The sequence below is a fragment of the Streptomyces sp. NPDC002730 genome, assembly GCF_042888805.1.
Lineage (GTDB): Bacteria > Actinomycetota > Actinomycetes > Streptomycetales > Streptomycetaceae > Streptomyces.
Window position 1 is genome coordinate 78,645 of sequence record NZ_JBIAQG010000003.1, and the last position, 25,193, is coordinate 103,837.

General features: G+C 69.5%; 23 protein-coding genes and 1 pseudogene. 15 read left to right on the plus strand and 9 right to left on the minus strand.

Going from position 1 to position 25,193, the window contains the following annotated elements:
* Positions 1-135 precede the first annotated feature (135 nt).
* Positions 136-477 (plus strand): DUF2516 family protein, encoded by a 342-nt coding sequence (locus ACFYXH_RS08605; protein ID WP_362681977.1) that lies wholly within the window; start codon positions 136-138, stop codon positions 475-477.
* A gap of 61 nt (positions 478-538) precedes the next feature.
* Here ACFYXH_RS08605 and ACFYXH_RS08610 read toward each other — a convergent pair whose 3' ends face one another.
* The 3 genes from ACFYXH_RS08610 to ACFYXH_RS08620 form a co-directional block, all read right to left on the minus strand.
* Entirely contained in the window at positions 539-1,795 is a 1,257-nt protein-coding gene (locus ACFYXH_RS08610) for a PP2C family protein-serine/threonine phosphatase (protein ID WP_389561373.1), read from the minus strand.
* 234 nt (positions 1,796-2,029) lie between these two features.
* Positions 2,030-3,112, minus strand: coding sequence for an NlpC/P60 family protein (locus ACFYXH_RS08615; RefSeq protein WP_389561374.1), 1,083 nt, complete (start codon positions 3,110-3,112; stop codon positions 2,030-2,032).
* Positions 3,113-3,313: 201 nt separating this feature from the next.
* Positions 3,314-4,096, minus strand: coding sequence for a class I SAM-dependent methyltransferase (locus tag ACFYXH_RS08620; protein WP_385310918.1), 783 nt, complete (start codon positions 4,094-4,096; stop codon positions 3,314-3,316).
* A gap of 158 nt (positions 4,097-4,254) precedes the next feature.
* Here ACFYXH_RS08620 and mshA point away from each other — a divergent pair, with 158 nt between their 5' ends.
* The 3 genes from mshA to ACFYXH_RS08635 all read left to right on the plus strand — a co-directional run bounded on the left by mshA (position 4,255) and on the right by ACFYXH_RS08635 (position 8,656).
* Positions 4,255-5,595, plus strand: a complete 1,341-nt coding sequence (gene mshA / locus ACFYXH_RS08625) for a D-inositol-3-phosphate glycosyltransferase (RefSeq protein ID WP_389561375.1) — start codon at positions 4,255-4,257, stop codon at positions 5,593-5,595.
* The gene (locus ACFYXH_RS08630) at positions 5,588-6,076 is read left to right on the plus strand and encodes a YbjN domain-containing protein (RefSeq protein WP_389561376.1); all 489 of its coding nucleotides are present in this window, start codon (positions 5,588-5,590) and stop codon (positions 6,074-6,076) included. The genes mshA and ACFYXH_RS08630 overlap by 8 nt, the downstream gene beginning before the upstream one ends.
* Before the next feature lie 894 nt (positions 6,077-6,970).
* Entirely contained in the window at positions 6,971-8,656 is a 1,686-nt protein-coding gene (locus ACFYXH_RS08635; protein WP_389561377.1) for a glycosyl hydrolase family 28-related protein, read from the plus strand.
* 32 nt (positions 8,657-8,688) lie between these two features.
* Here ACFYXH_RS08635 and ACFYXH_RS08640 read toward each other — a convergent pair whose 3' ends face one another.
* Positions 8,689-9,993: an MDR family MFS transporter gene (locus ACFYXH_RS08640; protein ID WP_389561378.1), complete on the minus strand. Its 1,305-nt coding sequence runs from the start codon at positions 9,991-9,993 to the stop codon at positions 8,689-8,691.
* A gap of 140 nt (positions 9,994-10,133) precedes the next feature.
* Here ACFYXH_RS08640 and ACFYXH_RS08645 point away from each other — a divergent pair, with 140 nt between their 5' ends.
* Entirely contained in the window at positions 10,134-10,895 is a 762-nt protein-coding gene (locus ACFYXH_RS08645) for a phosphoglyceromutase (protein ID WP_389561379.1), read from the plus strand.
* Positions 10,896-10,973: 78 nt separating this feature from the next.
* On the opposite strand, the pseudogene ACFYXH_RS08650 reads toward ACFYXH_RS08645, so the two are convergent.
* Positions 10,974-11,101: pseudogene (locus ACFYXH_RS08650) on the minus strand (site-specific integrase); the annotation flags it as partial.
* Positions 11,102-11,156: 55 nt separating this feature from the next.
* Positions 11,157-11,624 carry a hypothetical protein gene (locus ACFYXH_RS08655; RefSeq protein ID WP_389561380.1) on the minus strand — a complete coding sequence of 156 codons (468 nt, stop codon included), beginning with the start codon at positions 11,622-11,624 and terminating at the stop codon, positions 11,157-11,159.
* Positions 11,625-12,366: 742 nt separating this feature from the next.
* Here ACFYXH_RS08655 and ACFYXH_RS08660 point away from each other — a divergent pair.
* Together ACFYXH_RS08660 and ACFYXH_RS08665 are read left to right on the plus strand one after the other, a co-directional pair.
* Entirely contained in the window at positions 12,367-12,984 is a 618-nt protein-coding gene (locus tag ACFYXH_RS08660; RefSeq protein ID WP_389561381.1) for an HdeD family acid-resistance protein, read from the plus strand.
* A 32-nt stretch (positions 12,985-13,016) separates the two neighbouring features.
* Positions 13,017-13,187: a CsbD family protein gene (locus ACFYXH_RS08665; protein ID WP_389561382.1), complete on the plus strand. Its 171-nt coding sequence runs from the start codon at positions 13,017-13,019 to the stop codon at positions 13,185-13,187.
* Positions 13,188-13,606: 419 nt separating this feature from the next.
* On the opposite strand, the gene phoU is transcribed toward ACFYXH_RS08665, so the two are convergent.
* On the minus strand, positions 13,607-14,284 hold the full coding sequence (phoU, locus tag ACFYXH_RS08670; RefSeq protein WP_327324461.1) for a phosphate signaling complex protein PhoU: 678 nt from the start codon (positions 14,282-14,284) through the stop codon (positions 13,607-13,609).
* A 198-nt stretch (positions 14,285-14,482) separates the two neighbouring features.
* Here phoU and ACFYXH_RS08675 point away from each other — a divergent pair, with 198 nt between their 5' ends.
* Together ACFYXH_RS08675 and ACFYXH_RS08680 are read left to right on the plus strand one after the other, a co-directional pair.
* Positions 14,483-15,739 (plus strand): ATP-binding protein, encoded by a 1,257-nt coding sequence (locus ACFYXH_RS08675; RefSeq protein WP_362681938.1) that lies wholly within the window; start codon positions 14,483-14,485, stop codon positions 15,737-15,739.
* Positions 15,736-16,416 (plus strand): response regulator transcription factor, encoded by a 681-nt coding sequence (locus ACFYXH_RS08680; RefSeq protein WP_142217884.1) that lies wholly within the window; start codon positions 15,736-15,738, stop codon positions 16,414-16,416. The genes ACFYXH_RS08675 and ACFYXH_RS08680 overlap by 4 nt, the downstream gene beginning before the upstream one ends.
* 88 nt (positions 16,417-16,504) lie before the next feature.
* Here ACFYXH_RS08680 and ACFYXH_RS08685 read toward each other — a convergent pair whose 3' ends face one another.
* Positions 16,505-17,191 carry a DUF461 domain-containing protein gene (locus ACFYXH_RS08685; RefSeq protein WP_389561383.1) on the minus strand — a complete coding sequence of 229 codons (687 nt, stop codon included), beginning with the start codon at positions 17,189-17,191 and terminating at the stop codon, positions 16,505-16,507.
* Positions 17,192-17,850: 659 nt separating this feature from the next.
* Between ACFYXH_RS08685 and ACFYXH_RS08690 the strand changes: the two genes are divergently transcribed.
* The 6 genes from ACFYXH_RS08690 (at position 17,851) to ACFYXH_RS08715 (ending at position 24,358) form a co-directional block, all read left to right on the plus strand.
* Positions 17,851-18,333 carry a CarD family transcriptional regulator gene (locus ACFYXH_RS08690; RefSeq protein ID WP_003953493.1) on the plus strand — a complete coding sequence of 161 codons (483 nt, stop codon included), beginning with the start codon at positions 17,851-17,853 and terminating at the stop codon, positions 18,331-18,333.
* 338 nt (positions 18,334-18,671) lie between these two features.
* Positions 18,672-19,418 carry a 2-C-methyl-D-erythritol 4-phosphate cytidylyltransferase gene (gene ispD / locus ACFYXH_RS08695; RefSeq protein WP_389561384.1) on the plus strand — a complete coding sequence of 249 codons (747 nt, stop codon included), beginning with the start codon at positions 18,672-18,674 and terminating at the stop codon, positions 19,416-19,418.
* Positions 19,408-19,893 (plus strand): 2-C-methyl-D-erythritol 2,4-cyclodiphosphate synthase, encoded by a 486-nt coding sequence (ispF, locus tag ACFYXH_RS08700; protein ID WP_327324457.1) that lies wholly within the window; start codon positions 19,408-19,410, stop codon positions 19,891-19,893. The genes ispD and ispF overlap by 11 nt, the downstream gene beginning before the upstream one ends.
* A 192-nt stretch (positions 19,894-20,085) precedes the next feature.
* The gene (gene cysS / locus ACFYXH_RS08705; RefSeq protein ID WP_389561385.1) at positions 20,086-21,486 is read left to right on the plus strand and encodes a cysteine--tRNA ligase; all 1,401 of its coding nucleotides are present in this window, start codon (positions 20,086-20,088) and stop codon (positions 21,484-21,486) included.
* A 103-nt stretch (positions 21,487-21,589) separates the two neighbouring features.
* Complete coding sequence (gene rlmB, locus ACFYXH_RS08710; RefSeq protein WP_389561386.1) at positions 21,590-22,546, plus strand: 23S rRNA (guanosine(2251)-2'-O)-methyltransferase RlmB; 957 nt, start codon at positions 21,590-21,592, stop codon at positions 22,544-22,546.
* Between the two features lie 111 nt (positions 22,547-22,657).
* On the plus strand, positions 22,658-24,358 hold the full coding sequence (locus ACFYXH_RS08715) for a DoxX family protein (RefSeq protein ID WP_389561387.1): 1,701 nt from the start codon (positions 22,658-22,660) through the stop codon (positions 24,356-24,358).
* 90 nt (positions 24,359-24,448) lie between these two features.
* On the opposite strand, the gene ACFYXH_RS08720 is transcribed toward ACFYXH_RS08715, so the two are convergent.
* The gene (locus ACFYXH_RS08720) at positions 24,449-25,171 is read right to left on the minus strand and encodes a nucleotidyltransferase family protein (RefSeq protein ID WP_362681918.1); all 723 of its coding nucleotides are present in this window, start codon (positions 25,169-25,171) and stop codon (positions 24,449-24,451) included.
* Positions 25,172-25,193 lie beyond the last annotated feature (22 nt).

Consider the following 25,193-nt stretch of genomic DNA (forward strand, 5'->3'; position numbering starts at 1 on the left):
ACCGAGCAACACCAGTAACGCTTACCGGGCAGACGGGCCGGGCACCTTTGGGGTGTCCGGCTCGTTCTCCCCGTACCTCGCTCCCGGTACCTTGGCCGCGAGGCGCTACAAACCACTTATGAGGCGGTGCTCAGCATGTTGCGTGCGGGATTCGACTTCGGGCTCTGGCTGGTGCTCGACCTTGTCTTCCTCGGCACGTCCGTGACCGCGCTGATCATGGCGGCCATGGCCCGCGAGGACGCCTATCGCGCCGCTGACAAGCAGAAGAAGTCCTTCTGGCTGATCATCCTGGGCATCACGGTCGCGGTGAACCTCTTCGTCTCCGTGCTGTTCCTGTCGATCGCCGGACTGATCGCCAGCATCGTCTTCTTCGTGGACGTGCGGCCCGCCCTCAAGCAGGTCTCCGGCGGCGGCGGCCGTCGCGGTGGCGGCTCCAGCAGCGACGGCCCGTACGGTCCGTACAACGGCGGACGGTAGGCCGGGTAGCCCGCCGGGCCCACAGACCCGGTAGCCCGCCGGCCCTGCCTTCGGGTGCGGGCTACCTACGGGCCCCGTGCCTGCTCAGCAGCAGCACCGCCACATCGTCGGTCAGCTCCCCGCCGTTCAGGTCGCGCACCTCCGAGACCGCCGCCTCCAGCAGTGCCTCGCCCTCGAGGCCCGCCGCCAGCTGCCGGTTGATCATCTCGACCATCCCGTCCTGGCCCAGGCGCTGCTTCTCGTCCGGTCCCCGGCGGCCCTCGATGAGCCCGTCCGTGTACATCATCAGGCTCCACGCACCGCCCAGCTCCACCTGACGGCGCGGCCAGCGGGCACGCGGCAGCAGGCCGAGCGCCGGGCCGTTGTCGTCGTACGGAAGCAGCTTGGCCGTCCGCCCGTGCCGGGCGATCAGCGGTGTCGGGTGGCCCGCCAGGCAGAGGCCGGCCCGCCGCCCGTCCGGGGCGATGTCGACCGTGCAGAGCGTCGCGAAGATCTCCTCGCTCTCCCGCTCGTGCTCCAGCACCTGCTGCAGCGTGGAGAGCAGCTCGTCCCCGCACAGGCCCGCGAAGGTCAGCGCCCGCCAGGCGATACGCAGCTCGACGCCGAGCGCCGCCTCGTCCGGGCCGTGGCCGCAGACGTCGCCGATCATCGCGTGGACCGTGCCGTCCGCGGTGCGGACCGTGTCGTAGAAGTCGCCGCCGAGCAGTGCCCGCGAGCGGCCGGGCCGGTAGCGCGCGGCGAACTGCAGATCCGAGCCCTGGAGCAGGGGAGTGGGCAGCAGACCGCGCTCCAGGCGGGCGTTCTCCTGGGCGCGCAGTCTCGATTCGGCCAGCTTCACCTGGGCCGTGTCGGCGCGTTTGCGCTCGACGGCGTAGCGGATGGCGCGGCTCAGCAGCCGTCCGTCGAGCTCGTCGCGGAAGAGATGGTCCTGTGCCCCCACCCGTACGGCCTCGGCGGCGCGCTCCGCATCGCCCGAGGTGGTCAGGGCGAGGACGGCGTGGCGCGGCGCGAGGCGCAGCACGTGCTTGAGCGGGGCGAGCTCCTCCTCGCCGTGTCCGGGCAGCGCGAGGTCGACGAGGATGCAGTGGACGTCGTCCGTGAGCAGCCGCTCCGCCTCGGTCAGATTGCGGGCGCTGCGGATACGGACCCGGGTACCTGCCGCGTCGAGCAGCTGGGGGACGGTGAAGTTGCCCGCCGGGTCGTCCTCGATCACCAGAAGCGTGAGGTCGCCGCCGCCGGAGCTGCCGGTGGCGCCGGTGCTCCCTCGGTCGGTCTCCACGACGGGGACACCCCTCTGTCGCGGTACGGGTACGGGCATCGTTCCTGGTTCCTTCCCTCCCCCCGAGGGCGCGGTGATGCGACGATCGACGCTTCACCAGACCGGGACCATAGCGGTACCGGGTGTCGGAGCGGAATGGTGAAGTGCGAAGAGCCACTGTCATATGCCGCGCATGGGGAGGTACTTGCTCAAGGCGTCATGACGAACATCACGCGATTGTCACTCCGCGGACTTGTTCCTTTACGCGTCACTCGTACGGGTCGCTTATGCGCGTCACATGTCCGGACGTACCACTCCGAGGATCGCCATCGAACCCGCGCCCGTAATCGTCACATTCCGCCCGGGTCGCGGCGCATGCACGATCGCTCCGTCGCCGATGTACATCCCCACATGGCTCGCGTCCGCGTGGTAGATGATCAGGTCGCCCGGCCGCATGTCCTTGATCTCGATCCGCCGCAGCAGCCGCCACTGCTCCTGCGAGGTGCGCGGGATGCCCTTCCCCGCCGCCGACCAGGCCTGTGACGTCAGCCCCGAGCAGTCGTACGACCCCGGGCCCTCCGCTCCCCACACGTACGGCTTGCCGATCTGCGCCGTCGCGAACTGGATCGCTCTCTTGCCCTGCGGGCTCGCGCTGCGGCTGATCTCCTTCAGTACGCCCGAGCTCAGCCAGGCCGTCTGCGCCTTGTACTCGGCGTTCTGCTCCAGCTGGAGGAGCCGCTCGCGCTCCTCCTTCTCCAGCTTGTCCTCTATCTTCTTGGCCGCGGCGAGCTGGGCGGTGATCTCCTTCTTGGCCTTGGCCTGCTTGACGCGGTTGGCCTCGAGCTTCTGCCACTGGGCGCTCGCGTCCTTGGTGTACGCCGCCAAGTCGGCCTGCGTCCTGGTCAGTTCGCCAAGGAGGTCCTTGGTGGCCTTCTGGCCCTGCTGGATCCGGCCGGCTCCGTCCAGGAACAGCTGCGGATCGTCGGTGAGCACCAACTGCGCCTCGGGCGGCAGTCCTCCGTCGCGGTACTGGGCCCGGGCGGCGGCACCCGCGCGGTTCTTGAGGTCGTCGATCCGGGCCTGTCCCTTGACGATCTCCTGCGCGAGTCTGACGATCTCGGCCGACTGCTTGTCGGCCTGGTCCTTGGCGAGGTTGTACGCGTCGGTCGCGGACGCGGCCTTGCGGTAGAGGGCGTCGATCTCCTGGCGCACCTGCTCCAGCGACTTCCTGGGGGCGTCCTTGGCGGCGTCCCTGGCGGCGCCCGACCCGCTCGTCGGCGGTGGCTCGGGGGCCGCGAAGGCCTGGCCGGGTGACGCCAGCACGGTCAGTGCGCAGACCATAGTGATCGCGGCAGTGGCACAGCGGCGTCGGTTCACGACTCCCCCTTCGGACTTCGGGCGCACATCAGAACACGTAAATGTGATTTACCGTCAGTAACTTACGGGCGACGTCGCGATGGTGCCACGACGTCCACAAAATCGACAGGGTCAACGGGTGTTGATCTGCCGACTGGAGGATCAATCCCACTCGTCAGGGACGAACAACACGCCCTCTGCGTTCCCTCGCGCGGCGCCTGTTCATACGGAATTGGGGGCGAGCGCCGCCCAGTTCACCGTGACTTCCCCCTGCCGCCACCGCCGCGGGCCGTCCGTCAGCGGCCAGTCGGACGCCATGTCCCGTACGGCTCTGATCCAGCGCTGCCGGGCGCCCAGTGAGGCGTACGGAGCGGCCGCCGCCCACGCCCGGTCGAAATCCCGCAGGAAGGCGTGCACCGGCTCGCCCGGCACATTGCGGTGGATCAGCGCCTTCGGCAGTCGTTCTGCCAGATCGGACGGGCGCTGCAGGGAGCCGAGCCGGGTCGCGAAGGTGAGCGTGCGCGGACCTTCCGGGCCGAGCGCGACCCAGACGTGCCGTCGCCCGATCTCGTCGCAGGTGCCCTCGACCAGCAGCCCGCCGGGCGCGAGGCGCGCACGGAGCCGCGCCCAGACGGCGGCGACCTCGCCCTCGTCGTACTGGCGCAGCACATTCGCAGCCCGGATGAGCGCCGGCCGCCGCTCCAGCGGGACCTCGAAGCCGCCGTGCCGGAAGCTGAGGCCCTCGCGCTCGTACGGCTTCGCTGCCGCGACCCGTGCCGGGTCGATCTCGATGCCGACGACCTCGCACCGGGGCTCGGCCGTACGCAGCCGCTGCATCAGCTCCAGCGCGGTCCAGGGGGCGGCGCCGTACCCGAGATCGACGGCGACGGGCGCGTCGTCGCGGCGCAGCGCAGGGCCGTGTGTCGCCGCGATCCAGCGGTCCATACGCCGCAGCCGGTTGGGGTTGGTCGTCCCGCGGGTCGCGGTGCCGACGGGACGAGTCATAAAAGCGAGGGTATGCGGTCGTGACACGGCCTCCGTACGGTAATGATTTGGCAAAGCGGAAGAGGGCTGGAAATGGAAGCCGGGAGTCCGCTGTTGTGAGGCTTTGGAGGTTGCTATCGCCCGCAGCTTGCCGCGCCCGCAGCGAGAGGAACGTCGACGTGAGCCAGTACGTCTCCCGCCTCGGCGGCAGCCTGGTGGCACCGCGTATCCGGTTCCCCGGCGGCCATCGCAAGCCGCGCCGGGTCGCCATGCTCAGCGTCCACACCTCCCCGCTGCACCAGCCGGGGACGGGCGACGCGGGCGGCATGAACGTCTACATCGTCGAACTCGCCAAGCGGCTCGCCGCCATCAACATCGAGGTCGAGATCTTCACGCGGGCGACCGCGGGCGGGCTGCCGCCGGTCGTGGAGCTGGCTCCCGGCGTGCTCGTACGGCATATCGACGCGGGGCCCTACGAGGGCCTCGCCAAGGAAGAACTCCCGGCCCAGCTGTGTGCCTTCACACACGGTGTGATGCAGGCCTGGGCCGGCCACCGCCCCGGCCACTACGACCTCGTCCACTCCCACTACTGGCTCTCCGGCCACGTCGGCTGGCTCGCCGCCGAACGGTGGGGCGTCCCGCTCGTCCACGCCATGCACACCATGGCCAAGGTCAAGAACGCCGCGCTCGCCGAGGGTGACACCCCCGAGCCGCCGTCCCGTGTCATCGGCGAGACCCAGATCGTGCGTGCCGCGGACCGGCTGATCGCCAACACCGCGGAGGAGGCCGACGAGCTCGTCCGCTTCTACGACGCCGATCCGGCGAAGGTCGCCGTCGTCCACCCGGGCGTGAACCTGGAACGCTTCCGGCCCGCGGACGGCCGCGCCGCCGCCAGGGCCCGCCTCGGGCTGCCGCAGGACGCGTTCGTCCCGCTCTTCGCGGGCCGCATCCAGCCGCTGAAGGCTCCCGACATACTGCTCCGCGCGGTGGCGCTGCTCCTCGACCGCGACCCGTCCCTGCGCTCCCGGCTCTTCGTACCGATAGTCGGCGGCCCGAGCGGCAGCGGCCTCGCCAAGCCGGAGGGCCTGCAGAAACTGGCCGCCCGCCTCGGCATCGCGGACATCGTCCACTTCCAGCCGCCGGTCGGCCAGGACCGCCTCGCAGACTGGTTCCGGGCCGCGTCCACACTGGTCATGCCCTCGTACAGCGAATCCTTCGGCCTGGTCGCGATCGAGGCCCAGGCGACCGGCACGCCCGTGGTGGCGGCGGAGGTCGGCGGCCTCCCGGTGGCGGTCCGCGACGAGCTGACCGGCTTCCTGGTCCCGGGCCACGACCCGCAGGACTACGCGGCCGTGCTGCACCGCCTGCTGGACAACCCGGCCCTCTCCGACCGGATGGGCGCGGCGGCGGCCTGCCACGCGAAGTCCTTCGGCTGGGACACGGCGGCGTCGGCGACGGCGGACGTCTACACGGCGGCGATGTACGAACACCGCCGCCGGGTACGCTCGCACCATGGCTGACGTACGGCAGGCTTCGCAGGTCATCGAGCAGACGCTCAAGGACGCGGAACTCGAGTGGGAGAGCCCGGAGCCAGGCTCGTACGTGGTGAAACTCCCTGGCACGCGCAAGCTGTCGACGACGTGCTCGCTGCTCGTCGGCAAGCACTCGCTGTCGATCAACGCGTTCGTGATCCGGCACCCGGACGAGAACGACGCGGCGGTCCACCGCTGGCTGCTGGAGCGCAACCTGCGCCTGTACGGGGTGAGTTACGCGATCGACCGCCTCGGCGACATCTACCTGGTGGGCAGGCTCCCGCTCTCCGTGGTCACCCCGGAGGAACTGGACCGTCTCCTGGGCACGGTCCTGGAGGCGGCGGACGGCTCTTTCAACACGCTGCTGGAGCTGGGGTTCGCGAGCGCGATCCGCAAGGAGTACGCGTGGAGGGTGTCGCGCGGGGAGTCGACGCGGAATCTTGAGGCGTTCACAAACCTGACCAAGTAGGAGTGCGGGGGTGTTCCCCTGACCCGCCCCTTCCTGGAACTGGGGGCTGCGCCCCCAGACCCCCTGCCGGGGGAAGGGTTGTGTGGGGGCTGGCGCCCCCACACCCCCGAAGCTCCAGCGGCTTCGCCTCGGAGCCAGAGCGCGGGGCTCACGCCCCACACCCCCGGCCGCGCGGCAGCTTCGCGCCGCCCCAGTTGCCCGGTCATGTGGTCAGTTGCTGCCGCACCCGTGTCGTTCGGGTGGGGAGGTGCCGTCAGTGCTCGGTCATGTGGCCGGGGTGGGCCGGGGGCGTTGGTGGTTGCTGTCGGTGGGTGGTTTCCTCCGGCGAACCGCCTGTACCCCCGCGGCGGACCGCACTCGTGCCGTTCGGGTGGGGAGGTGCCGTCAGTGCTCGGTCATGTGGCCGGGGTGGGCCGGGGGCGTTGGTGGTTGCTGTCCGGTGGGTGGTTTCCTCCGGCGAACCGCCTGTACCCCCGCGGCGGACCGCACTCGTGCCGTTCGGGTGGGGAGGTGCCGTGCAGGGTCGGCCCCGCAGGGGATTGGCGGCAAAACCGGGGTCACGCACCAAGACCCTGTACGCCGCCGACCCCGAGGAGTCGAGCCCGGAGGGGCACCGGAGCCCGCACCCGACAAGAACCCGCACCCCTCAGCCCGGGCAACAGGACCCCGCACCCCGCCGGAGGTAACCCGCACCCGACTAGGCCGGACGACCCCAGGCCCGGGCAACAAGCACCCGCACCCCTACGCGCGAGCAACACGCGCACGCATCTGACAAGACCCCGCGCCCCGGCCACAAGACCCCGCGCGACCCCTTCCCGCGCGCCGCAGGCTCATGGCATGCTCGCCGCAGACGCTCATATGAACGTCGTTCACATCCATGGAAGGGGTGGGCTCATGGAGACCGGTCGACGCGCCATCAGCAGACGGAGTCTGCTCGGCAGTGCCACAGCCGTCGCGGCCGCCTGCGCCGCGAGCGGCATCGCCGGCACCCGCACCGCCGCGGCCGCCACCGCGCCCCCCACTTCCTCCCCGCTGTGGGACGAGTTCCGCCGAAACCGCTACAGCCACCCGCAGATCCCCTACGTAGGCCGCGCAGGTCAACGAGGCGGAGCCCACCGCTTCCCCCGCCGTCCTGTCGTCGCCAACGTCCTTGCCTACGGCGCCAAACCGGACGGCTCCGCCGACGCCGCCCCCGCAATCAACCGTGCCGTCGCCGCTGTAGGCGAACGCGGCGGCGGCACGGTCCACATCCCCGCCGGCACCTACCGCATCGACGACCTGATCCGTATCGGCCACAGCAACGTCGTACTCAAAGGCGCCGGCAGCACCCGCACCAAGCTCTACGCCACCAAGAACCTCACCGAGCTCATCGGCGTGTACGGCAGCCGCTACGGCGGCGACAAGTCGTCATGGTCCTGGGCCGGCGGCCTCATCTGGCTTTGTCCGAAGGGCCGTTGGGACAGTCTCACCACCGCCATCAAGGCCAAGACGTGGCCCTTCGAGGGCTGGACCGGCAACAAGCGCGACGAGTGGCGCACCCTCGCCACCGTCCGGCCCGCCAGGCGCGGCGACTGGTGCGTCACCGTCCCCGACGCCTCCCACCTCCGTCGCGGACAACTCGTCCTGCTCCGCCTCGCCGACGACGCCGGCCACACCCTCCTTGAGCACATGGCCGGCGGCGGCGCGGGCCCCGAGGCGTACGTCTGGGACGACAAGACCAAGCTGACCAGTTACGTCCCTTACGAATGGCCCGTACGCATCACGGCCGTCAAGCGGAACAAGGTCACCTTCGAACGGCCGCTGCCCCTCGACGTACGCCCCGAATGGGACCCGCGGATCACCACCCTCGTCACTCCGCTCACCGGCTCCGGCGTCGAAGGCCTGACTCTCGAAGCCATGGAGACCCCGCAGTCCCAGCACCTCCTCGACAAGGGCTACAACGGCGTCACTTTCCAGTGCGCGTACGACTGCTGGGCCGACGACATCACCGTCCGTCATGTCGACAACGGCTTCGGCCTGGTCGCCGCCTCCGCCTGCACCCTGCGCCGCACCCGCGTCGAGGGCCGCGGCTCCCACCATCCGTACTTCTGCCGCGAGGGCTCGCACGACAACCTCATCGAGGACTTCACCATCGCCCGGCGCACCGTCCCGGCCCCCGCCAACACCCAGCTCCACGGCATCAATGTGGAGGGCTTGTCCAGCTACAACGTCTGGTCGCGCGGGAACATGGAAATGGGCACCTTCGACACGCACCGCGGTATGCCGTTCGCCAACGTCCGCACCGAGATCACGGTGAACAACAACGGCCGCCACGGCGGCGACGCGTCCGCCGGACCGCTGTACGGCGCCCGGTTCACCCACTGGAATGTCACCGTCACCAACGAGCAGGCGGGGCTGATCAAGATCGACCAGATCGCCCCGTACAGCGCGACCGTCGCCATCAGCGCGGTCCGCGAGTTCGACCAGATCGATGTACCGGACTTCAGCGGCACGCTGGGCTCGCGCATCGAGGGGTACGGACAGCCGGGCGGGGTGCGTCCGGGCAATCTGTACGAGGCTCAGCGGGCGCTGCGCACCTGACCGGCCGGCACCTGACCGGCCGGCGGCGGCTCCTACGGGACGGACGCAGGAGGGCTGACCACTCCGGCGGCGGGCACGGGCCCGGCGGCGTCCTCCCCGCTCTCCCCGCTCTCCCCGCTCTCCGCGCGCTCCTCGGGCAGGTTCCGCATCAGCAGCCAGTACCCGAGCCCCGCCACCGTCCCCAGCGCCGCGCACATCCCCCACAGCCACTCCGCCCCGTACCGGTCAATGACGAAACCGGACATCAGCGGGGCGATGAGCGCCGCGACCGACCAGGACAGCGTGTACATGCCCTGGTAGCGACCGCGGCCGTGCAGCGGCGAGAGCCGCACCACAAGTCCGGTCTGGGTCGGCGCGTTGACGATCTCGGCCAGCGTCCAGACGCAGACGGTCAGCGCGTACACGGCGATCGACCCGGCGAAGGCGGTGAGCCCGAAGCCGTACCCCGCGAGCAGCGAGGAAATGATCAGCAGCCGGCGGGGATCGCGGTGCTCGATGAAGCGGGTGACCGGGATCTGCAGGGCCACGATCAGTACCCCGTTGACCGCGATCGCCATGCCGAAGTCGGAGCTGCTGAAGCCGTCCGCGCCCATCGCCAGCGGCAGTCCCACATTCCCCTGCATAAAGATCAGCGCGATCAGGAACGACAGCCCGACGACGCTCATGAACCGCCCGTCGCGCAGCACGGTCCCCAAGCTGACCTCAGGCTCGGCGGGCTGGTCCGCGGTGGCCTTCGCCCGTTCCGGCCGCGACTCCGGCAGCTTGACGAAGACGACGACGGCGCAGATCAGCGTCATCGCGGCCTCGCCGAGGAAGCCGGCGAGATAGCTGTACTCGGCGATGAAACCCGCGCCCGCGGAGGAGACGGCGAACCCGAGGTTGATCGCCCAGTAGTTCAGCGAGAAGGCCCGCACCCGGTCCTCGGGCCGGACGATGTCGGCCATCATCGCCTGCACGGCGGGCCGGGACGCGTTGGACGCCATACCCACCAGGAAGGAGACGGCCGCGATGGCGACCGGGTGCTGCACAAAGCCGAGCAGCGCCACGGACGCGGCAGTCGAGCTCTGTGCGATCAGCAGCGTGGGTCGCCGGCCGAGCCGGTCGGCCATCACACCCGCACCGAGCGAGGAGACAACACCGCCGAGCCCGTGCAGGGAGGCGACAAGTCCCGCGTACGAGGGTGAATAGCCCCGTTCCAGGGTCAGGTACAGCGTCATGAACGTCGCGACGAAGGCGCCGAGCCGGTTGACCAGAGTGCTTGTCCACAGCCACCAGAACTCACGGGGCAGCCCCGAGACGCTCTCTCTCGCGGCACGTCTCAGACCGGCGACGGACATGCGGATTCCCCCGGGTGTAAGTGGCTTGGCAGGCATCCGCACATTACAAGCGCGCCGCTCGGCGCCGCCAGTCAATTGACACCGACCGTCAACTGTCGCCGGTGTCGTCCGGTTCTTTCGCGTCTATTAGGCTCGGACACATGGCCGACGCACCGTACAAGCTGATCCTCCTCCGCCACGGCGAGAGCGACTGGAACGCGAAAAACCTGTTCACCGGGTGGGTGGACGTCAATCTGACGGAGAAGGGCGAGAAGGAGGCAGTCCGCGGCGGTGAGCTGCTCAAGGACGCCGGCCTGCTCCCCGACGTACTCCACACCTCCCTCCAGAAGCGCGCCATCCGCACCGCGCAGCTCGCGCTGGAGTCCGCGGACCGCCACTGGATCCCGGTCCACCGCTCCTGGCGGCTGAACGAGCGTCACTACGGCGCGCTGCAGGGCAAGGACAAGGCGCAGACGCTGGCCGAGTTCGGCGAGGAGCAGTTCATGCTCTGGCGCCGCTCGTACGACACCCCGCCGCCGGCCCTCGAGGACGGCACGGAGTTCTCACAGAGCGACGACCCGCGTTACGCCACGATCCCGAGCGAGATGCGTCCGCGGACCGAGTGCCTCAAGGACGTCGTCGAGCGCATGCTGCCGTACTGGTACGACGGCATCGTCCCGGACCTGCTGACCGGCCGTACGGTCCTGGTCGCCGCCCACGGCAACAGCCTGCGCGGCCTGGTCAAGCACCTGGACGGTATCTCCGACGCCGACATCACGGGCCTCAACATCCCGACCGGCATCCCGCTCGCCTACGAGCTCGACGCCGACTTCAAGCCGCTCAAGCCGGGCGGCACCTACCTCGACCCGGACGCGGCCGCGGCCGCGATCGAGGCGGTCAAGAACCAGGGCAAGAAGAAGTAGAAAAAGCGATCACGCCCCTGACCTGCACATATGATGCAGATCAGGGGCTTTCGTTTGTTCTGGGCCCACTGTGGGCCCTCAGCGCGGGGGATCGTCCGGCCGCAGAGCCTTGCCGAGAGCCTTCCGCGCACGGTCACGACTGCTGGGCATCAGGTGGCGTACACCTTCAGCGTCAGCCCCGGGTCGGAGTGACCCAGGTACTCACTGCGGCATACGGCCGCGCGACGCTTGGCAGCAGCCAGCGCATCCGAAGCCGTCCGGTCAGTCCGCAGGCTGATCGCCTCGGGCATAGGATTCGACGCCGTGCCACGCCGACGGACCGCCCAGTGCCCGGTGGACCTGCTCCTGTGACGGATCGAGAGAGCGCCGAGCCGCATTGACGAACTTCAAGTGCGCCTCGTGCAGACCACTGTGAATCGGCCGGAGCTCGTCAAGATCTGTCGGCTGACGGCCGTGGAAGAGGATGGTGAACTCCTCGATAAGGTCGCAGATCTTGTCGGCCGCGGCGGCGGTTTCGGGACTTGCCACCAGGGACAGCGAGTGCAGCGCCGCATTGAACGGCTCCCAGACGACTGCCGGTGTTCGCCTGTCGAGGAAGGCGTGGCGCAGCTCCATCTCCACGGCGCCGAACGCCTGCAGGAACTTTTCGTAGGCTGCCGTCCGTGATTCCTGCAGCCACTGCCGGATCTGGCTGCGCCGCCCGACAACACCGCCTGCGATGACGCCCACAACAGTGGCCGCGACGCCACCCGCGCTGGATATCAGCAGCCCCCACGGGACAGCCACGTCATGTCTCCCTCACAGTCGAGATCCGCCCTGCAAGCAGGGCACGGGCGTGGGGCCAATTGCCGCTGTCAGAGCATGACATGAAGATCGCGAGCTGGGGCCCGGCACGGCCGTCATGGGCCGCCCCCGACGGGAGCCCGTGGCATCGCCAGGGCCCCGAGTCGGGCCCTCTCTGGGCCCTCCGGCGACGACCGACGACGACTGGCAACGACCAACAACGACCGCCCGACCGCAGGTCAGTTCGGGTGCGCGGCCCGCTGACCAGGGGCGAAAAACGGGCCCGCCAGACCTAGGGCAAGAAGAAGCAAGAATGGCGATCATGCCCCCCACCTGCATTTTTGGCGCGGGTGGGGGGCCTTTGTCCATCTTGGGCCGTCTGTGGGCCGTCAGTGCGGCGGCTCTTGCGACCTGAGTGCCCGATCGGTGGCCTTACGCGCGGTCCCGACTGCTCGGCACCACGTGGGCGTCCACGGGCTTGGATGGCTTCAGCGTCGAAACCGCGCGACGATGGAGGGAGAGCGCTCTTGTGCAAGCGGACAATGAAGACGCACCTCTTTCGTGATGTGGATCTTCATGTGGGTCATATGCGTCGTCCCGCTCATCCGGAGCAGTTCCCGCTCTGAGCCGTCCCACCACCTCAAGGCCGGTCACCGGGCTCCCGACCCCCGTAAACCGGGAGGGCGTCATGAACACACCATCCGATTCCGCGACGACTCACGGGTCGGCCGATCCCAATGACGTGCTGGCCGATGTGGGCGGCGCATGGACGTGGTTGCTCGGTGTCGCTCTGGTGACCCTGGCGGCGGGGATCATCGTGCTCGTCTGGCCGGACGAGACCTTGCATGTTCTGGCGGTCATCATCGGCCTGTACCTGCTCATCTCGGGCGCGTTTCGCTTCGTGACGGCCTTCTCGCGGGACAGCGAGGGCGGCGGCAGGGTCGCAGCGGTGTTGGTCGCGGTGGTGGCCATCCTGGCCGGTGTGCTGTGCCTGCGGCACCCGCTGCAGACCACCGCGGTGCTGTCGCTCGTGGTCGGCGCCTACTGGCTGGTGTCGGGGCTGCTGGCGGCCTTCGTCGTCGGCAGCGGACGCGATATGCCGCATCGGGGGTTGGCGTTCGCCGTGGCCATCCTCGGGATCGTTGCCGGCATTGTGGTGCTCGCGTTCCCGGTGGAATCCGCTACCGCGCTGGCCAGACTGCTCGGGCTGTGGCTGGTCCTCATGAGCCTGGGCGAGGTCGCGGTGGCGCTCGCGCTGCGATCCGCAGCGAAGCGGCTCGAGCCCGCGCAGCGGCCCACGGTGTAGTTCGGCAATCGCTCGTCACAGGAGGTACGGCCATGAACAAGGTCGAGGCGAAGGCCACGGCGAGGCGGATGAAAGGCCAGCTCAAAGAGACCGTTGGGCATGTCATGGGCGACAGGCACATGCGGGCCGCAGGTCGCAACGAGAAGGTGAAGGGCAAGATCCAGTTGGCTGTGGAGAGGACGAAGAAGACCTTCAGGCACTGAAGCGCTGCATCCTCCACCCGGAGTTCCAGCCGGTCAGCCCTCTCCGGACAGAAGAGGTAGTACCGAGCGCGTCGGAAAGGGCCCCGTCCATGGACGGGGCCCTTTCGCGTACGCGCGTACGTACCGGGGATCGGCTACCCGCAGCAGCCACCGCACTGGCACGGCCCACCCGACTGGCAGCCGCAGCCACAGCCCGGACCGCAGCCGCAGGCACCGAGGACGGGCAGGAACACCACTTCAACAGGCGTGTCCTGCTGAGAGTCGGTCATGGGGGATTCGGCCATGGGTCCCTCCTCATGGCGTACCAGATGGTCCGCCTCTGCCCATTGCATGCCCGCTGCGACGGGCGCATCAACAGCGCGCGGAGGCACGCCCCCGCCCCCCTGCTCCTGCGGGCGCTCCCCGGCGCGCAGGGCGCGCTAGACGCCCTCGACCTGCGTCGGCGGCTGGAGCTCGTCCGCGTGTTCGCCCGTGACCAGGTACACGACCCGCTTCGCCACCGACACCGCGTGGTCCGCGAAGCGCTCGTAGTAGCGGCCGAGCAGCGTCACATCCACCGCCGTCTCGATGCCGTGCTTCCAGCGGTCGTCCATCAGGTGCTGGAAGAGCGTCCGGTGCAGCAGGTCCATCTCGTCGTCGTCCGTCTCCAGCTGCAGCGCCAGGTCGACGTCCTTGGTGATGATCACCTCTGCCGCCTTGGCCATCAGCCGCTGCGCCAGCTGCCCCATCTCCAGGATGGTGGCGTGCAGGTCGTGAGGCACCGCCGTGTCGGGGAAGCGGAGCCGGGCCAGCTTGGCCACATGCTGGGCAAGGTCGCCCGAGCGCTCCAGGTCCGCGCTCATCCGCAGTGAGGTCACCACTATCCGCAGATCCGTCGCGACCGGCTGCTGCCGGGCCAGCAGGGCGATGGCCCGTGCCTCCAGGTCGTGCTGCAGATCGTCGACCTTCTGGTCGGCGGCGATCACGCTCTCGGCGAGCTTGAGATCGGAGTCGAGCATGGCCGTGGTGGCGCGCCCGATCGCCGACCCGACCAGCCGGGCCATCTCGACCAGGCCCTCGCCGATCGAGTCCAGTTCCTCGTGGTACGCGTCCCGCATGGGTTGTCCCTCTCTTGGTGCGACCGGGGTCCGGGTGGGGCTCGGACCCCCACGCTCCCACGTTCTGTCCGTTACGCGTCCGGCTCCTCCACCGCAAGTGAACCGGCCCTATCCCCATGGTGAACTCTGGGCGACGACTGTTCGAGGTGCCACCCGTTTGGCTGGGAGCATCTCCGGCACCACGCATAACCTGGAGGCATGGACGTGAACGCGGCGGTCGCCGCAGCTGCAGCGATCGCCGGGTTGTGCACCGGTGTCATCGCGATGCTGGCGTTCCGCTGGAGCGAACGCGAACAGAGGAGACCCACCCGCACCTCCCTGCACACTGACGCCGTGCTCCCGCCCGGCGTCGACACTGTCCTGTCCGTGCTCCGCTCCTCCGCGGTCGTCCTCGACGAGAGCGACTCCGTCGTCAAGGCCAGCTCCGCGGCGTACGCCCTCGGTCTGGTCCGCGGTGGAAAGCTCGCCGTCGAGCCGATGCTGCACATGGCCCGCGACACCCGCCGCGACGGCGAGATACGCCAGGTCGAACTGGACCTGCCCCGGCGCGGCACCGGCCGTGGCGAGGCCCTCGCTGTCTCCGCCCGGGTGGCTCCCCTCGGCTCCCGCCTCGTCCTGCTCCTGGTCGAGGATCTCACCGAGGCCCGCCGTATCGAAGCGGTACGTCGCGACTTCGTCGCGAACGTCAGCCATGAGCTCAAGACCCCGGTCGGTGCGCTCTCCCTGCTCTCCGAGGCGGTCATGGACGCCTCGGACGACCCCGAGGCGGTCACCCGCTTCGCCGGCCGGATGCAGATCGAGGCGACCCGGCTCACCAACCTCGTACAGGAGCTCATCGACCTCTCCCGGGTGCAGAACGACAACCCGCTGGAGGACGCCGAGCCGGTACGTGTGGACGAACTGGTCGCCGAGGCCATCGACAGGTCCCGGCAGCCGGCGTCCACCAAACAGATCACCATGGCCGCCGGCGGTACCGCAGACCTGCATATCTGGGGCAACCGCGGCCAGCTCGCCGCCGCACTCGGCAATCTCGTCGAGAACGCGGTCAACTACTCCCCGGCCCGCACCCGCGTCGGTGTATCCGCGCGCCGCGTCGCCGCACCCGGCGGGGATCTCATTGAGATAGCCGTCACCGACCAGGGCATCGGTATCTCCGAGAAGGACCGTGAGCGGGTCTTCGAGCGGTTCTACCGCGTCGACCCCGCCCGCTCCCGGGCCACCGGAGGTACAGGTCTGGGACTGGCCATCGTCAAGCATGTGGCCGCCTCGCACGGCGGGGAGGTCACGGTGTGGAGCTCCGAGGGACAGGGCTCCACCTTCACCTTGCGGCTGCCCGAAGCGGGCGCCGTACGGGACCGTCAAACCACCGGACCGGATCGCGTCGACGAGGACGACGACCGGCCTTACGACACCGATCCGAACGCCGAAATCCCTGCCCCGGAGGTCCTTCCGTGACCCGAGTGCTCGTCGTCGAGGATGAGGAATCATTCAGCGACGCCCTGTCCTACATGCTCCGTAAGGAGGGCTTCGAGGTCGCCATCGCGACCACGGGGCCCGAGGGGCTCGATGAGTTCGAGCGCAATGGCGCCGACCTCGTCCTCCTCGACCTGATGTTGCCCGGCCTGCCGGGCACCGAGGTCTGCCGCCAGCTGCGCGGCCGGTCGAACGTCCCGGTCATCATGGTGACCGCCAAGGACAGCGAGATCGACAAGGTCGTCGGGCTGGAGATAGGAGCCGACGACTATGTCACCAAGCCCTTCTCCTCGCGGGAGCTGGTCGCCCGCATCCGCGCAGTCCTGCGCCGCCGCGGTGAGCCGGAGGAGGTCACCCCGGCAGCTCTGGAGGCCGGCCCGGTCCGGATGGACGTGGACCGTCACGTCGTCACGGTCTCGGGCGGCAAGGTGGATCTTCCGCTGAAGGAGTTCGACCTGCTGGAGATGCTGCTGCGCAACGCGGGCCGGGTACTGACCCGTATGCAGCTGATCGACCGCGTCTGGGGTGCGGACTACGTGGGTGACACGAAGACCCTCGACGTTCACGTCAAGCGCCTGCGCGCCAAGATCGAGCCGGATCCCGGTGCGCCGCGGTACCTGGTGACGGTGCGCGGCCTGGGCTACAAGTTCGAGCCGTAAACCGGCAGCAGTACAACGAGGGGCGCCCCGCCGGAAAGGATTCCGGCGGGGCGCCCCTCGCGTTGTTACAGCTGTTCCGGCGTGGTCGTCAGTGACCGGCTTCGTTCGACGCGTTCGACGCCGAGGCGGAGTCCGACGGCGTACCGGGCTCGCCGGACCGGCCGTTGCCCGGTTCGCCCGCCGCGCCCGTGGCTTCTCCCGAGGGAGTGCCCGACGGCGTGCCGGAGGGCTTCTCCGCGGGCTTCTCCGGCGGCTTCGGCAGGGAGCTCGGGCCGAAGCCTGCGAAGTAGCCCTTCGCCGGAACGATGAACGCCTGCACCTTCACGTCGCCGGTCTCGCTGAAGCGGAAGGCGACCTCCTGCACGTTACCGGCCTTGGCGGCCTCGCGGCCGTTCTCGATCACGGCGGAGGCGTTGCCCGCGCCGCCGATGATGACCGAGCTGTAGGCCGGCACCGTGATCGGGCCGGAGCCCTTGGCCGGGCTGAGCTTCACCTGGGCGCTCGTGCCGGGCAGCGTGATCGCGTCGATGGTCTGCTGCTCGGTGCCGTTGTTGAAGACCGTCGCGCTGACGACCGCGGGGCCCTCCGCTTTCGGATCCGGCTGGGTGATCACCGTCACGTTCTGGATCTTGATCGTGTCGACCGTCGTGGCGGCGTTGTCCGGCTTGACGCCGAGGGTCTGCGCGTCGGTGCCCGCCCCGCAGGCGGAGAGCGCGGCGATCGAGAACACGATGGCAGTTGCGGCGAGGGCGCCGCGTCGAAGGCTGCGGCTCACGGCGGCGGCATCTCCTAGGACGTACGGACTGGCTACGGACAGGCGGTGAGCCGGCACCGGTAGTTGAGCCGGCGGTTGCACCGGCTCGAAGATCGGCTAAGGGGGTGTCAGCTCGCGCTTAGGTTACCGAGCCGCCCTGCCGGCCCCGCACCCGACCCGCCCCTTCGCCGGAGAGGCGGTCGTGAGGCGTCCTGAGGCAGCTCGCGAGGCGGTCCGAGAAGGCGGTCCGAGAAGGCAGTCCGGGAAGGCGGTCCGATCGTGTCGTTTCGTACTCCGTTCACATAACCGGGGTGATCAATTCTCCGGGCCACCACACATTGCTTACCGAATACCCCACGTAGATCAATTCCGGATTCGACAGCACATCCGTCCGTACGGGTGACCGGCCACCGAACGGAGTACGGGAAGTTCACCACTTGGAACCCGGCAAACCGGGATGTTTCGTCCTCCAGGGAGGGCGTTCTGTTGTGTGTAACGTGCGCGTTTCTGTCCGCCCGTGCAGCGGCTCCGACCTGCGAATACCCCCCTCCGGAAGGCGTCCGCAGCACGTTCGTGTTGCTGTTGTCAAGCCCCGAGATATGCCCTGACCTGCGAAAACGCCATTCAGTAGAAGCCGTTCTCGTGTTACTCTGGATAGCCACGGAAGGGGTACCTGTCACATGACGTTCAAGGTTGGCGACACCGTGGTCTATCCCCATCACGGGGCCGCGCTGATCGAGGCCATCGAAACTCGCCAGATCAAAGGCGTGGACAAGACCTACTTGGTGCTCAAGGTCGCCCAGGGCGACCTGACGGTTCGCGTGCCAGCGGACAATGCGGAGTTCGTCGGCGTACGCGATGTGGTCGGTCAGGACGGGCTCGACCGGGTCTTCGAGGTGCTGCGCGCGCCGTATGCCGAAGAGCCGACGAACTGGTCCCGTCGCTACAAGGCAAATCTCGAGAAGCTCGCCTCCGGCGATGTCATCAAGGTCGCCGAAGTAGTGCGTGACCTGTGGCGTCGTGAGCGAGAGCGCGGGCTTTCCGCAGGTGAGAAGCGGATGCTCGCCAAGGCGCGCCAGATCCTGGTGAGCGAGCTGGCCCTCGCGGAGAACACCAACGAAGACAAGGCCGAGGCTCTGCTCGACGAGGTCCTCGCGTCCTGACGCGCAACACGCACAATAATGCCGCGGTGCCCGCTGACATGCTGTGAAAACAGTCCTGTCGCCGGGCGCTGCGGCATGTCCGTCGCGGCACCTACAGCTGTGCTCCCCGTACAGCTTGCTCCATGTGCGGTGTGCTCACTGTGTCTGTGTTCAAAGTGGTGTCTGTGCTCACAGTGCACTTGCGCCCAACCAGTGGTGCGCCGTACCACTGGCCGTGCCGGGCCCGGGCGGCTGGCGCAGACCAGTTGTCACGGAAGGGTCCGGTCAAGGCGTCGCGCCCGGCACGCTGTGGCCATACCCATGTCGGCCAAGGAAACAAACCTGCCGGAGTGCAACCGATGTCAGATGAATCGCGCCCGTACCGCACCGCCGCGGTGATCCCGGCGGCCGGCCGGGGCGTACGGCTCGGCCCCGGCGCCCCCAAGGCGCTCCGCGCGCTGAACGGCACGCCCATGCTGATCCACGCCGTACGCGCCATGGCGGCCTCCCGGGCCGTCTCGCTCGTCGTCGTGGTGGCCCCGCCCGACGGCGCGCCCGAGGTGAAGAACCTCCTCGACGAGCACGCCCTGCCCGAACGCACCGACTTCCTGGTCGTGGCGGGCGGCGACACCCGGCAGGAGTCCGTACGCCTCGGCCTCGACGCACTTCCGGACAACATCACCGTCGTCCTCGTCCATGACGCGGCCCGCCCGCTGGTACCCGTCGACACCGTCGACGCGGTCATCGAGGCGGTACGGGACGGGGCGCCCGCCGTCGTACCGGCACTGCCTGTCGCCGACACCGTCAAAGAGGTCGAGCCGACGGAGAAGGGCCGGCCCGAACCGGTCGTCGCGACTCTCGAGCGGGCGCGGCTGCGCGCTGTGCAGACCCCGCAGGGCTTCGACCGCGACACGCTGGTCCGCGCGCACGAGACGGTCGCCGTCAACGGCGAGGGCGCGACCGACGACGCGGGCATGGTCGAGCAGCTCGGCACGCCCGTCGTGGTCGTACCGGGCCATGAAGAGGCGTTCAAGGTGACCCGGCCCCTCGATCTCGTACTGGCCGAGGCGGTACTCGCCCGGAGGAGGGCCAACGATGTCTTCTGAGACGCGGATTCCGCTGGTTGGCATCGGCACGGACGTGCACGCCTTCGAGCCGGGGCGCGAGCTGTGGTGTGCCGGACTCCTGTGGGAGGGCGAGGACGGCCTCGCCGGGCACTCCGACGGCGACGTCGCCGCCCACGCTGCCTGCGACGCGCTCTTCTCGGCCGCCGGAGTCGGCGACCTCGGCGCCCACTTCGGCACCTCCAGGCCCGAGTGGTCCGGCGCCTCCGGCGTCACGCTGCTCGCCGAGGCGGCACGGATCGTACGGGCCGCGGGCTTCGAGATCGGAAATGTCTCCGTCCAGGTCATCGGCGTACGCCCGAAGATCGGCAAGCGGCGCGAGGAGGCCCAGAAGGCACTCGGCGCGGCGGTCGGCGCGCCGGTCTCCCTGTCCGGGACCACAACGGACGGGCTGGGACTGACGGGTCGGGCCGAAGGGCTGGCCGCCATCGCCACAGCGCTGGTCGTCAGGAACTGACCGACCGGCCAACCAGCCGGGACCGGGCTCGCGTCCGCATCGCAACTACGTCGTATCTGCATCGCATCCACGTCGCATCCACGTCGCATCCGGGTCGTCTCCGGGTCGTCTTCGGATAGGACAACGTCACAAACTCGTCCCGCGACCCGGAAGGGTCGCGGGGCACTGGTAGCGGGCCACTACCCTTAATGCGTGACTATTCGCCTGCACGACACCAGCACCCGGCAGATCCGTGACTTCACCCCGCTCGTGCCGGGTTGCGTCTCGATCTACCTGTGTGGCGCCACGGTGCAGGCTGCCCCGCACATCGGGCACATCAGGTCCGGTCTGAACTTCGACATCATGCGCCGCTGGTTCGAGCACCGCGGCTATGACGTGACCTTCGTCCGCAACGTCACCGACATCGACGACAAGATCATCTGGAAGTCGGCGGAGCAGAACCGCCCCTGGTGGTCCATCGGCTACGAGAACGAGCGCGCCTTCAACGACGGCTACGACGTGCTCGGCTGCCTGCCGCCCACGTACGAACCGCGCGCCACCGGCCACATCACCGAGATGGTCGAGATGATGCGCGGCCTGATCGAACGCGGTCACGCCTACGAGGCCGACGGCAACGTCTACTTCGACGTGCGCTCCTTCCCCGGTTATCTGGAGCTCTCCAACCAGGACCTGGACGATCTGCGCCAGCCGTCCGGCGAGGGTGAGACCGGCAAGCACGACCCGCGTGACTTCGCCATGTGGAAGGCTGAGAAGCCGGGCGAGCCGAGCTGGGAGACGCCGTGGGGCCGCGGCCGGCCCGGCTGGCACCTGGAGTGCTCCGCGATGGCGCACAAGTACCTCGGCGAGGCCTTCGACATCCACGGCGGCGGACTCGACCTGATCTTCCCGCACCACGAGAACGAGATCGCACAGGCCAAGGCCTTCGGCGACGATTTCGCGAAGTACTGGGTGCACAACGCCTGGGTCACCATGAGCGGCGAGAAGATGTCCAAGTCGCTCGGCAACTCCGTGCTCGTCTCGGAGATGGTCAAGCACTGGCGGCCCATCGTGCTGCGCTACTACCTCGGCACCCCGCACTACCGCTCGATGATCGAGTACAGCGAGGAGGCCCTGCGCGAGGCCGAGTCCGCGTTCGCGCGGATCGAGGGCTTCATCCAGCGCGTGGTGGAAAAGGCCGGCGGGCCGGTCGAGCCCGCCGCCGAGGTGCCGCCCGCCTTCGCCGAGGCGATGGACGACGACCTGGGAGTGCCGCAGGCGCTCGCCATCGTCCACACCACCGTCCGGCAGGGAAACTCCGCGCTGGCCGCCGACGACAAGGAAGCGGCCGTCGCCCGGCTGGCCGAGGTACGGGCCATGCTCGGCGTCCTCGGCCTGGACCCGCTCGACGAGCAGTGGGCGGGCGAGGGCGAGCGCGGCGAAGATCTCCACGGTGTCGTCGACACACTGGTGCGGCTGGTGCTGCAGCAGCGCGAGGCCGCCCGCAGCCGCAAGGACTGGGCGACCGCCGACGCCATCCGCGACCAGCTTCTGCAGTCCGGTCTGGTCATCGAGGACGGGCCTGACGGCCCGCGGTGGACACTCGGCCCCCGCTGAATCCACCGGGCCCGCCCGACAAAGATGTGCCGCCCGGGCGCCCGGGCGGCACACTTCACTTACGTACACACTTTTGAGCGAGCTTTACAGAAACAGGTAGGTCATGGCCGGGAACAGCCAGCGCAGGAACCGCCGCACGTCCAACAAGAAGGGCGCGCAGGTCGGCAGCGGTGGCAAGCGACGCCGCGGGCTCGAGGGCAAGGGCCCGACGCCGCCCGCTTCCGAGCGCAAGGGACACAAGAAGAACCGGGTTGCCAACGCCCAGGCCAGGCAGGCCGCGGCCCGCCGCCCGGCCCCGCGCCGCGGCGGCGCCAAGGGCACGTCAGAGATGGTCGTCGGCCGCAACCCCGTCTTCGAGGCGCTGCGCGACGGCGTCCCGGCGACCACGCTGTACGTCCAGCAGTACATCGACAATGACGAGCGGGTGCGCGAGGCGCTCCAGCTCGCGGGTGAGCGCGGCAACATCAACCTGATGGAGGCCCCGCGGCCGGAGCTCGACCGGATGACGAACGGGCTCAACCACCAGGGTCTCGTCCTCCAGGTCCCGCCGTACGAGTACGCGCACCCCGAGGACCTCACGGCCGCCGCCTACGACAACGGGGAGGACCCGCTGATCGTCGCCCTCGACGGGGTGACCGACCCGCGGAACCTGGGGGCGATCGTCCGTTCCGTCTCCGCCTTCGGCGGCCACGGTGTGGTCGTGCCCGAGCGGCGCGCTGCCGGCATGACGGCAGGCGCCTGGAAGTCCTCGGCAGGCACGGCGGCCCGTACGCCGGTCTCCCGCGTGACCAACCTGACTCGCGCGCTGGAGGGCTACCAGAAGGCCGGCATCACGGTCGTGGGCCTGGCGGCGGACGGCGAAGCCACGATCGAGGACCTGGAGGCCCTGGGCGGCCCGGTCGTCATCGTCATCGGCAGCGAGGGCAAGGGCCTGGGCCGCCTGGTCGGCGAGACGTGCGACTACCTGGTCAGGATTCCGATGCCGGGTGGCGCGGAGTCGCTGAACGCGGGTGTCGCGGCGGGCGTGGTCCTCTACGAGGCGGCCAAGCGTCGGGCCTGACCGCTCCGACGGCCCCGATCGGCGGCGAAACGCGTAGTTGAGGATGGTTTGACGGGTCTCGGACATTTAGGCCGGTCGGAGCAGTGTCCTAATCACAAGTCACTCGGTTAGATGAGTGTGGACACCAGAACGCCCCGGCCCGGGTTCGATGATCAGCCTGCGCTGAGCATGGTCAAGGTGGACTGCGATCCCGCGCAGGTCATCGTGAACCACGCCAGCTTCCGGGTGCAGCTCTCCCAGAGCCCGCGCCCCGTACGTGCCATGGCGGGCAACGCAAGGATCCCCGTCGTCGGCGGAGCCGGGACGGGTGTGCGCAGGCGGGCGCCCGTTGTGTGGAGCGGCAAGTCGGCGCCGGGGGACGCCGGCGCGACCGGTCTTCTCCAGGCCGTGCGCAACTCCACCATGGGGCGGGACGCCTTCGACCGAGACCCCTTCGACCGGGACGCTTTCGACACGGGAGCCACCCAGGTCATCCCGCGGATCGACCTCGCCGAGCACACCGCACGGATGCCCGCAGCAGGCTCTCTCGGCGCGCCACGCGACCCCGACAGGCCGCTGCTGCCGCCGATGCGGCAGGCGGTCGGCGCGTACGACTCGTACCACTCCTACGAGCCGGAGCCGTACGAGTCGGAGCGCTACGGTCAGGAGCGCTACGAGTCGGAGCGCTACGGGCAGGAGTCCTACGGGGGCGAGCTCTACGAGCCGGAACGCTATGGGCAGGAGCGCCACGAGCAGCAGGAGTTCGACGACGCCGAAGTACGCTCCCAGCGGCACGGCGCCGACGTCGTCCGCCACGCCTACTACCCCGGGCGGCGCATGAACCTCGGAGTGGTACTGCTGCCGCTGCGCGTCTTCCTCGGCTTCATCTCCATCTACGCAGGCATGGGCAAGCTCTGCGACCCCGTCTACTTCGACGGCGGCGAACGCGGCTCCATGGTCAAGTGGCTCAACTCGCTGCACCCCTGGGAACTCGCCGAACCGCTGCGCGACTTCGCGCTCTCCCACCCGGTGGGGGCGGGGCTCACCGTCGCGTTCCTCCAGGTGGTCGTCGGCGTGCTCACCGTGCTGGGGCTCTGGCAGCGGGTCGCGGCCGTCATCGGCGCACTGCTGTCGGCCATGCTCATCCTGACCGTGACCTGGAAGACCGTACCGGCGTACGACGCGCCCGACATCATCTACCTGGCCGCCTGGTCCCCGCTGATCATCGCGGGCGCCCCGGTCTACTCGATCGACGGTCGGCTCGCGGGCGAGGCCTGGCGCAAGCTCGGGCCGCGCTCGGAGCTCTGGGAGCTGCGGCGGCGCGTACTGCGGCGCGGCGGCGTCGTCGCCGCCGTGGTCGTCGGCCTCACCCTGCTGTTGGGCTCGATGCTCGGCGGAGCCGTACGTTCCACGGACATGGTGACCGTGCCGGAGCCCAACCAGGACCCGACCAACCACCTTCCCGGGTTCCCGCTCCCGCAGGAGCCCAGCGGCGAGCGCAGCTCCTCCGGCGCGCGCGGTGACGACGGCAAGCCGTCGCCGTCCGCAAGCCGCTCCGGCAGCCCCAAGTCCGCGAAGCCCACGCCCTCCGACCACACGGCCCGAGAGACCGGCCGGCTCGGCGGACAGCCCAGCCAGACGCAGGGCACGGGACAGCAGCCGCCCAGCCAGTCGGAACCGGCCCAGCCGCCGTCCAGCAGCGCCGGCCCCTCATCGAGCGGCGGCACCGGCAGCGGTGGCGGCAGCGGCGGCGGAAACGGAGGCTCGGGCAGCTCCGGCGGCGGCAGCGGCGGCTCCGGCGGCGGCAGGGTGATCGGCGGCCTACTGGGCTGAGGTACGCGACGAGAGGGGCGGCCACCGGACTTCGGTGGCCGCCCCTCTCGTCGCGTACCTCGTGTATCTCGTGTACCTCACCGAGATCGGTCAACGTGCTTGCGCGGCAAGCTCCTTGGCGGCCTCGGTGAGGTCCTTCGCGGTGTCGATCGCCCGCCAGTACGCGCCGTTCGGCAGCGGAAAGCCCGCCAGCCGCTGCTCACGGGCGAGACGAGGGAACGTGGTGCGCTCGTGGTCACCCCGGTCGGGGAGGAGCGCGGTGAAGGCCGCGGAGAAGACGTACACACCCGCGTTGATCAGATACGGCGACGGCGGAGACTCGATGAAGTCCGTGATGTGGCCGAAGGCGTCCGTCTCGACGGCTCCCCAGGGGATCCGGGGGCGGGCGAGGGCGAGCGTGGCGATGGCGTCGCGCTCCGCGTGGAAGGCGGCCATGTCGCGCAGCGAGAAACGGGTCCAGATGTCGCCGTTGGTGGCGTACCAGGGCTGGTCCGGGTGCGGCAGATGAGCGGCGGCGTACTTGAGGCCGCCGCCGCGGCCCAGCGGCTCCGTCTCGACGACGGTGGTGACACGCAGCGGCAGCTCCGCGGTCTCCAGCCACGTCTGGAGAACCTCGGCGAGATGACCGCAGGAGACGACGGCGTCCGTCACGCCCTCGGCGGCCAGCCAGGCAAGCTGATGGCCGATGATCGGGGTCCCGGTTCCGGGAATCTCGACCATCGGCTTGGGGCGGTCATCGGTGTACGGGCGCAGCCGCGAGCCCTGGCCGCCCGCCAGGACCACGGCCTGCGTCGGATACGTAGGCGTATGCATGCCGTGAACGATATGCGCCGCG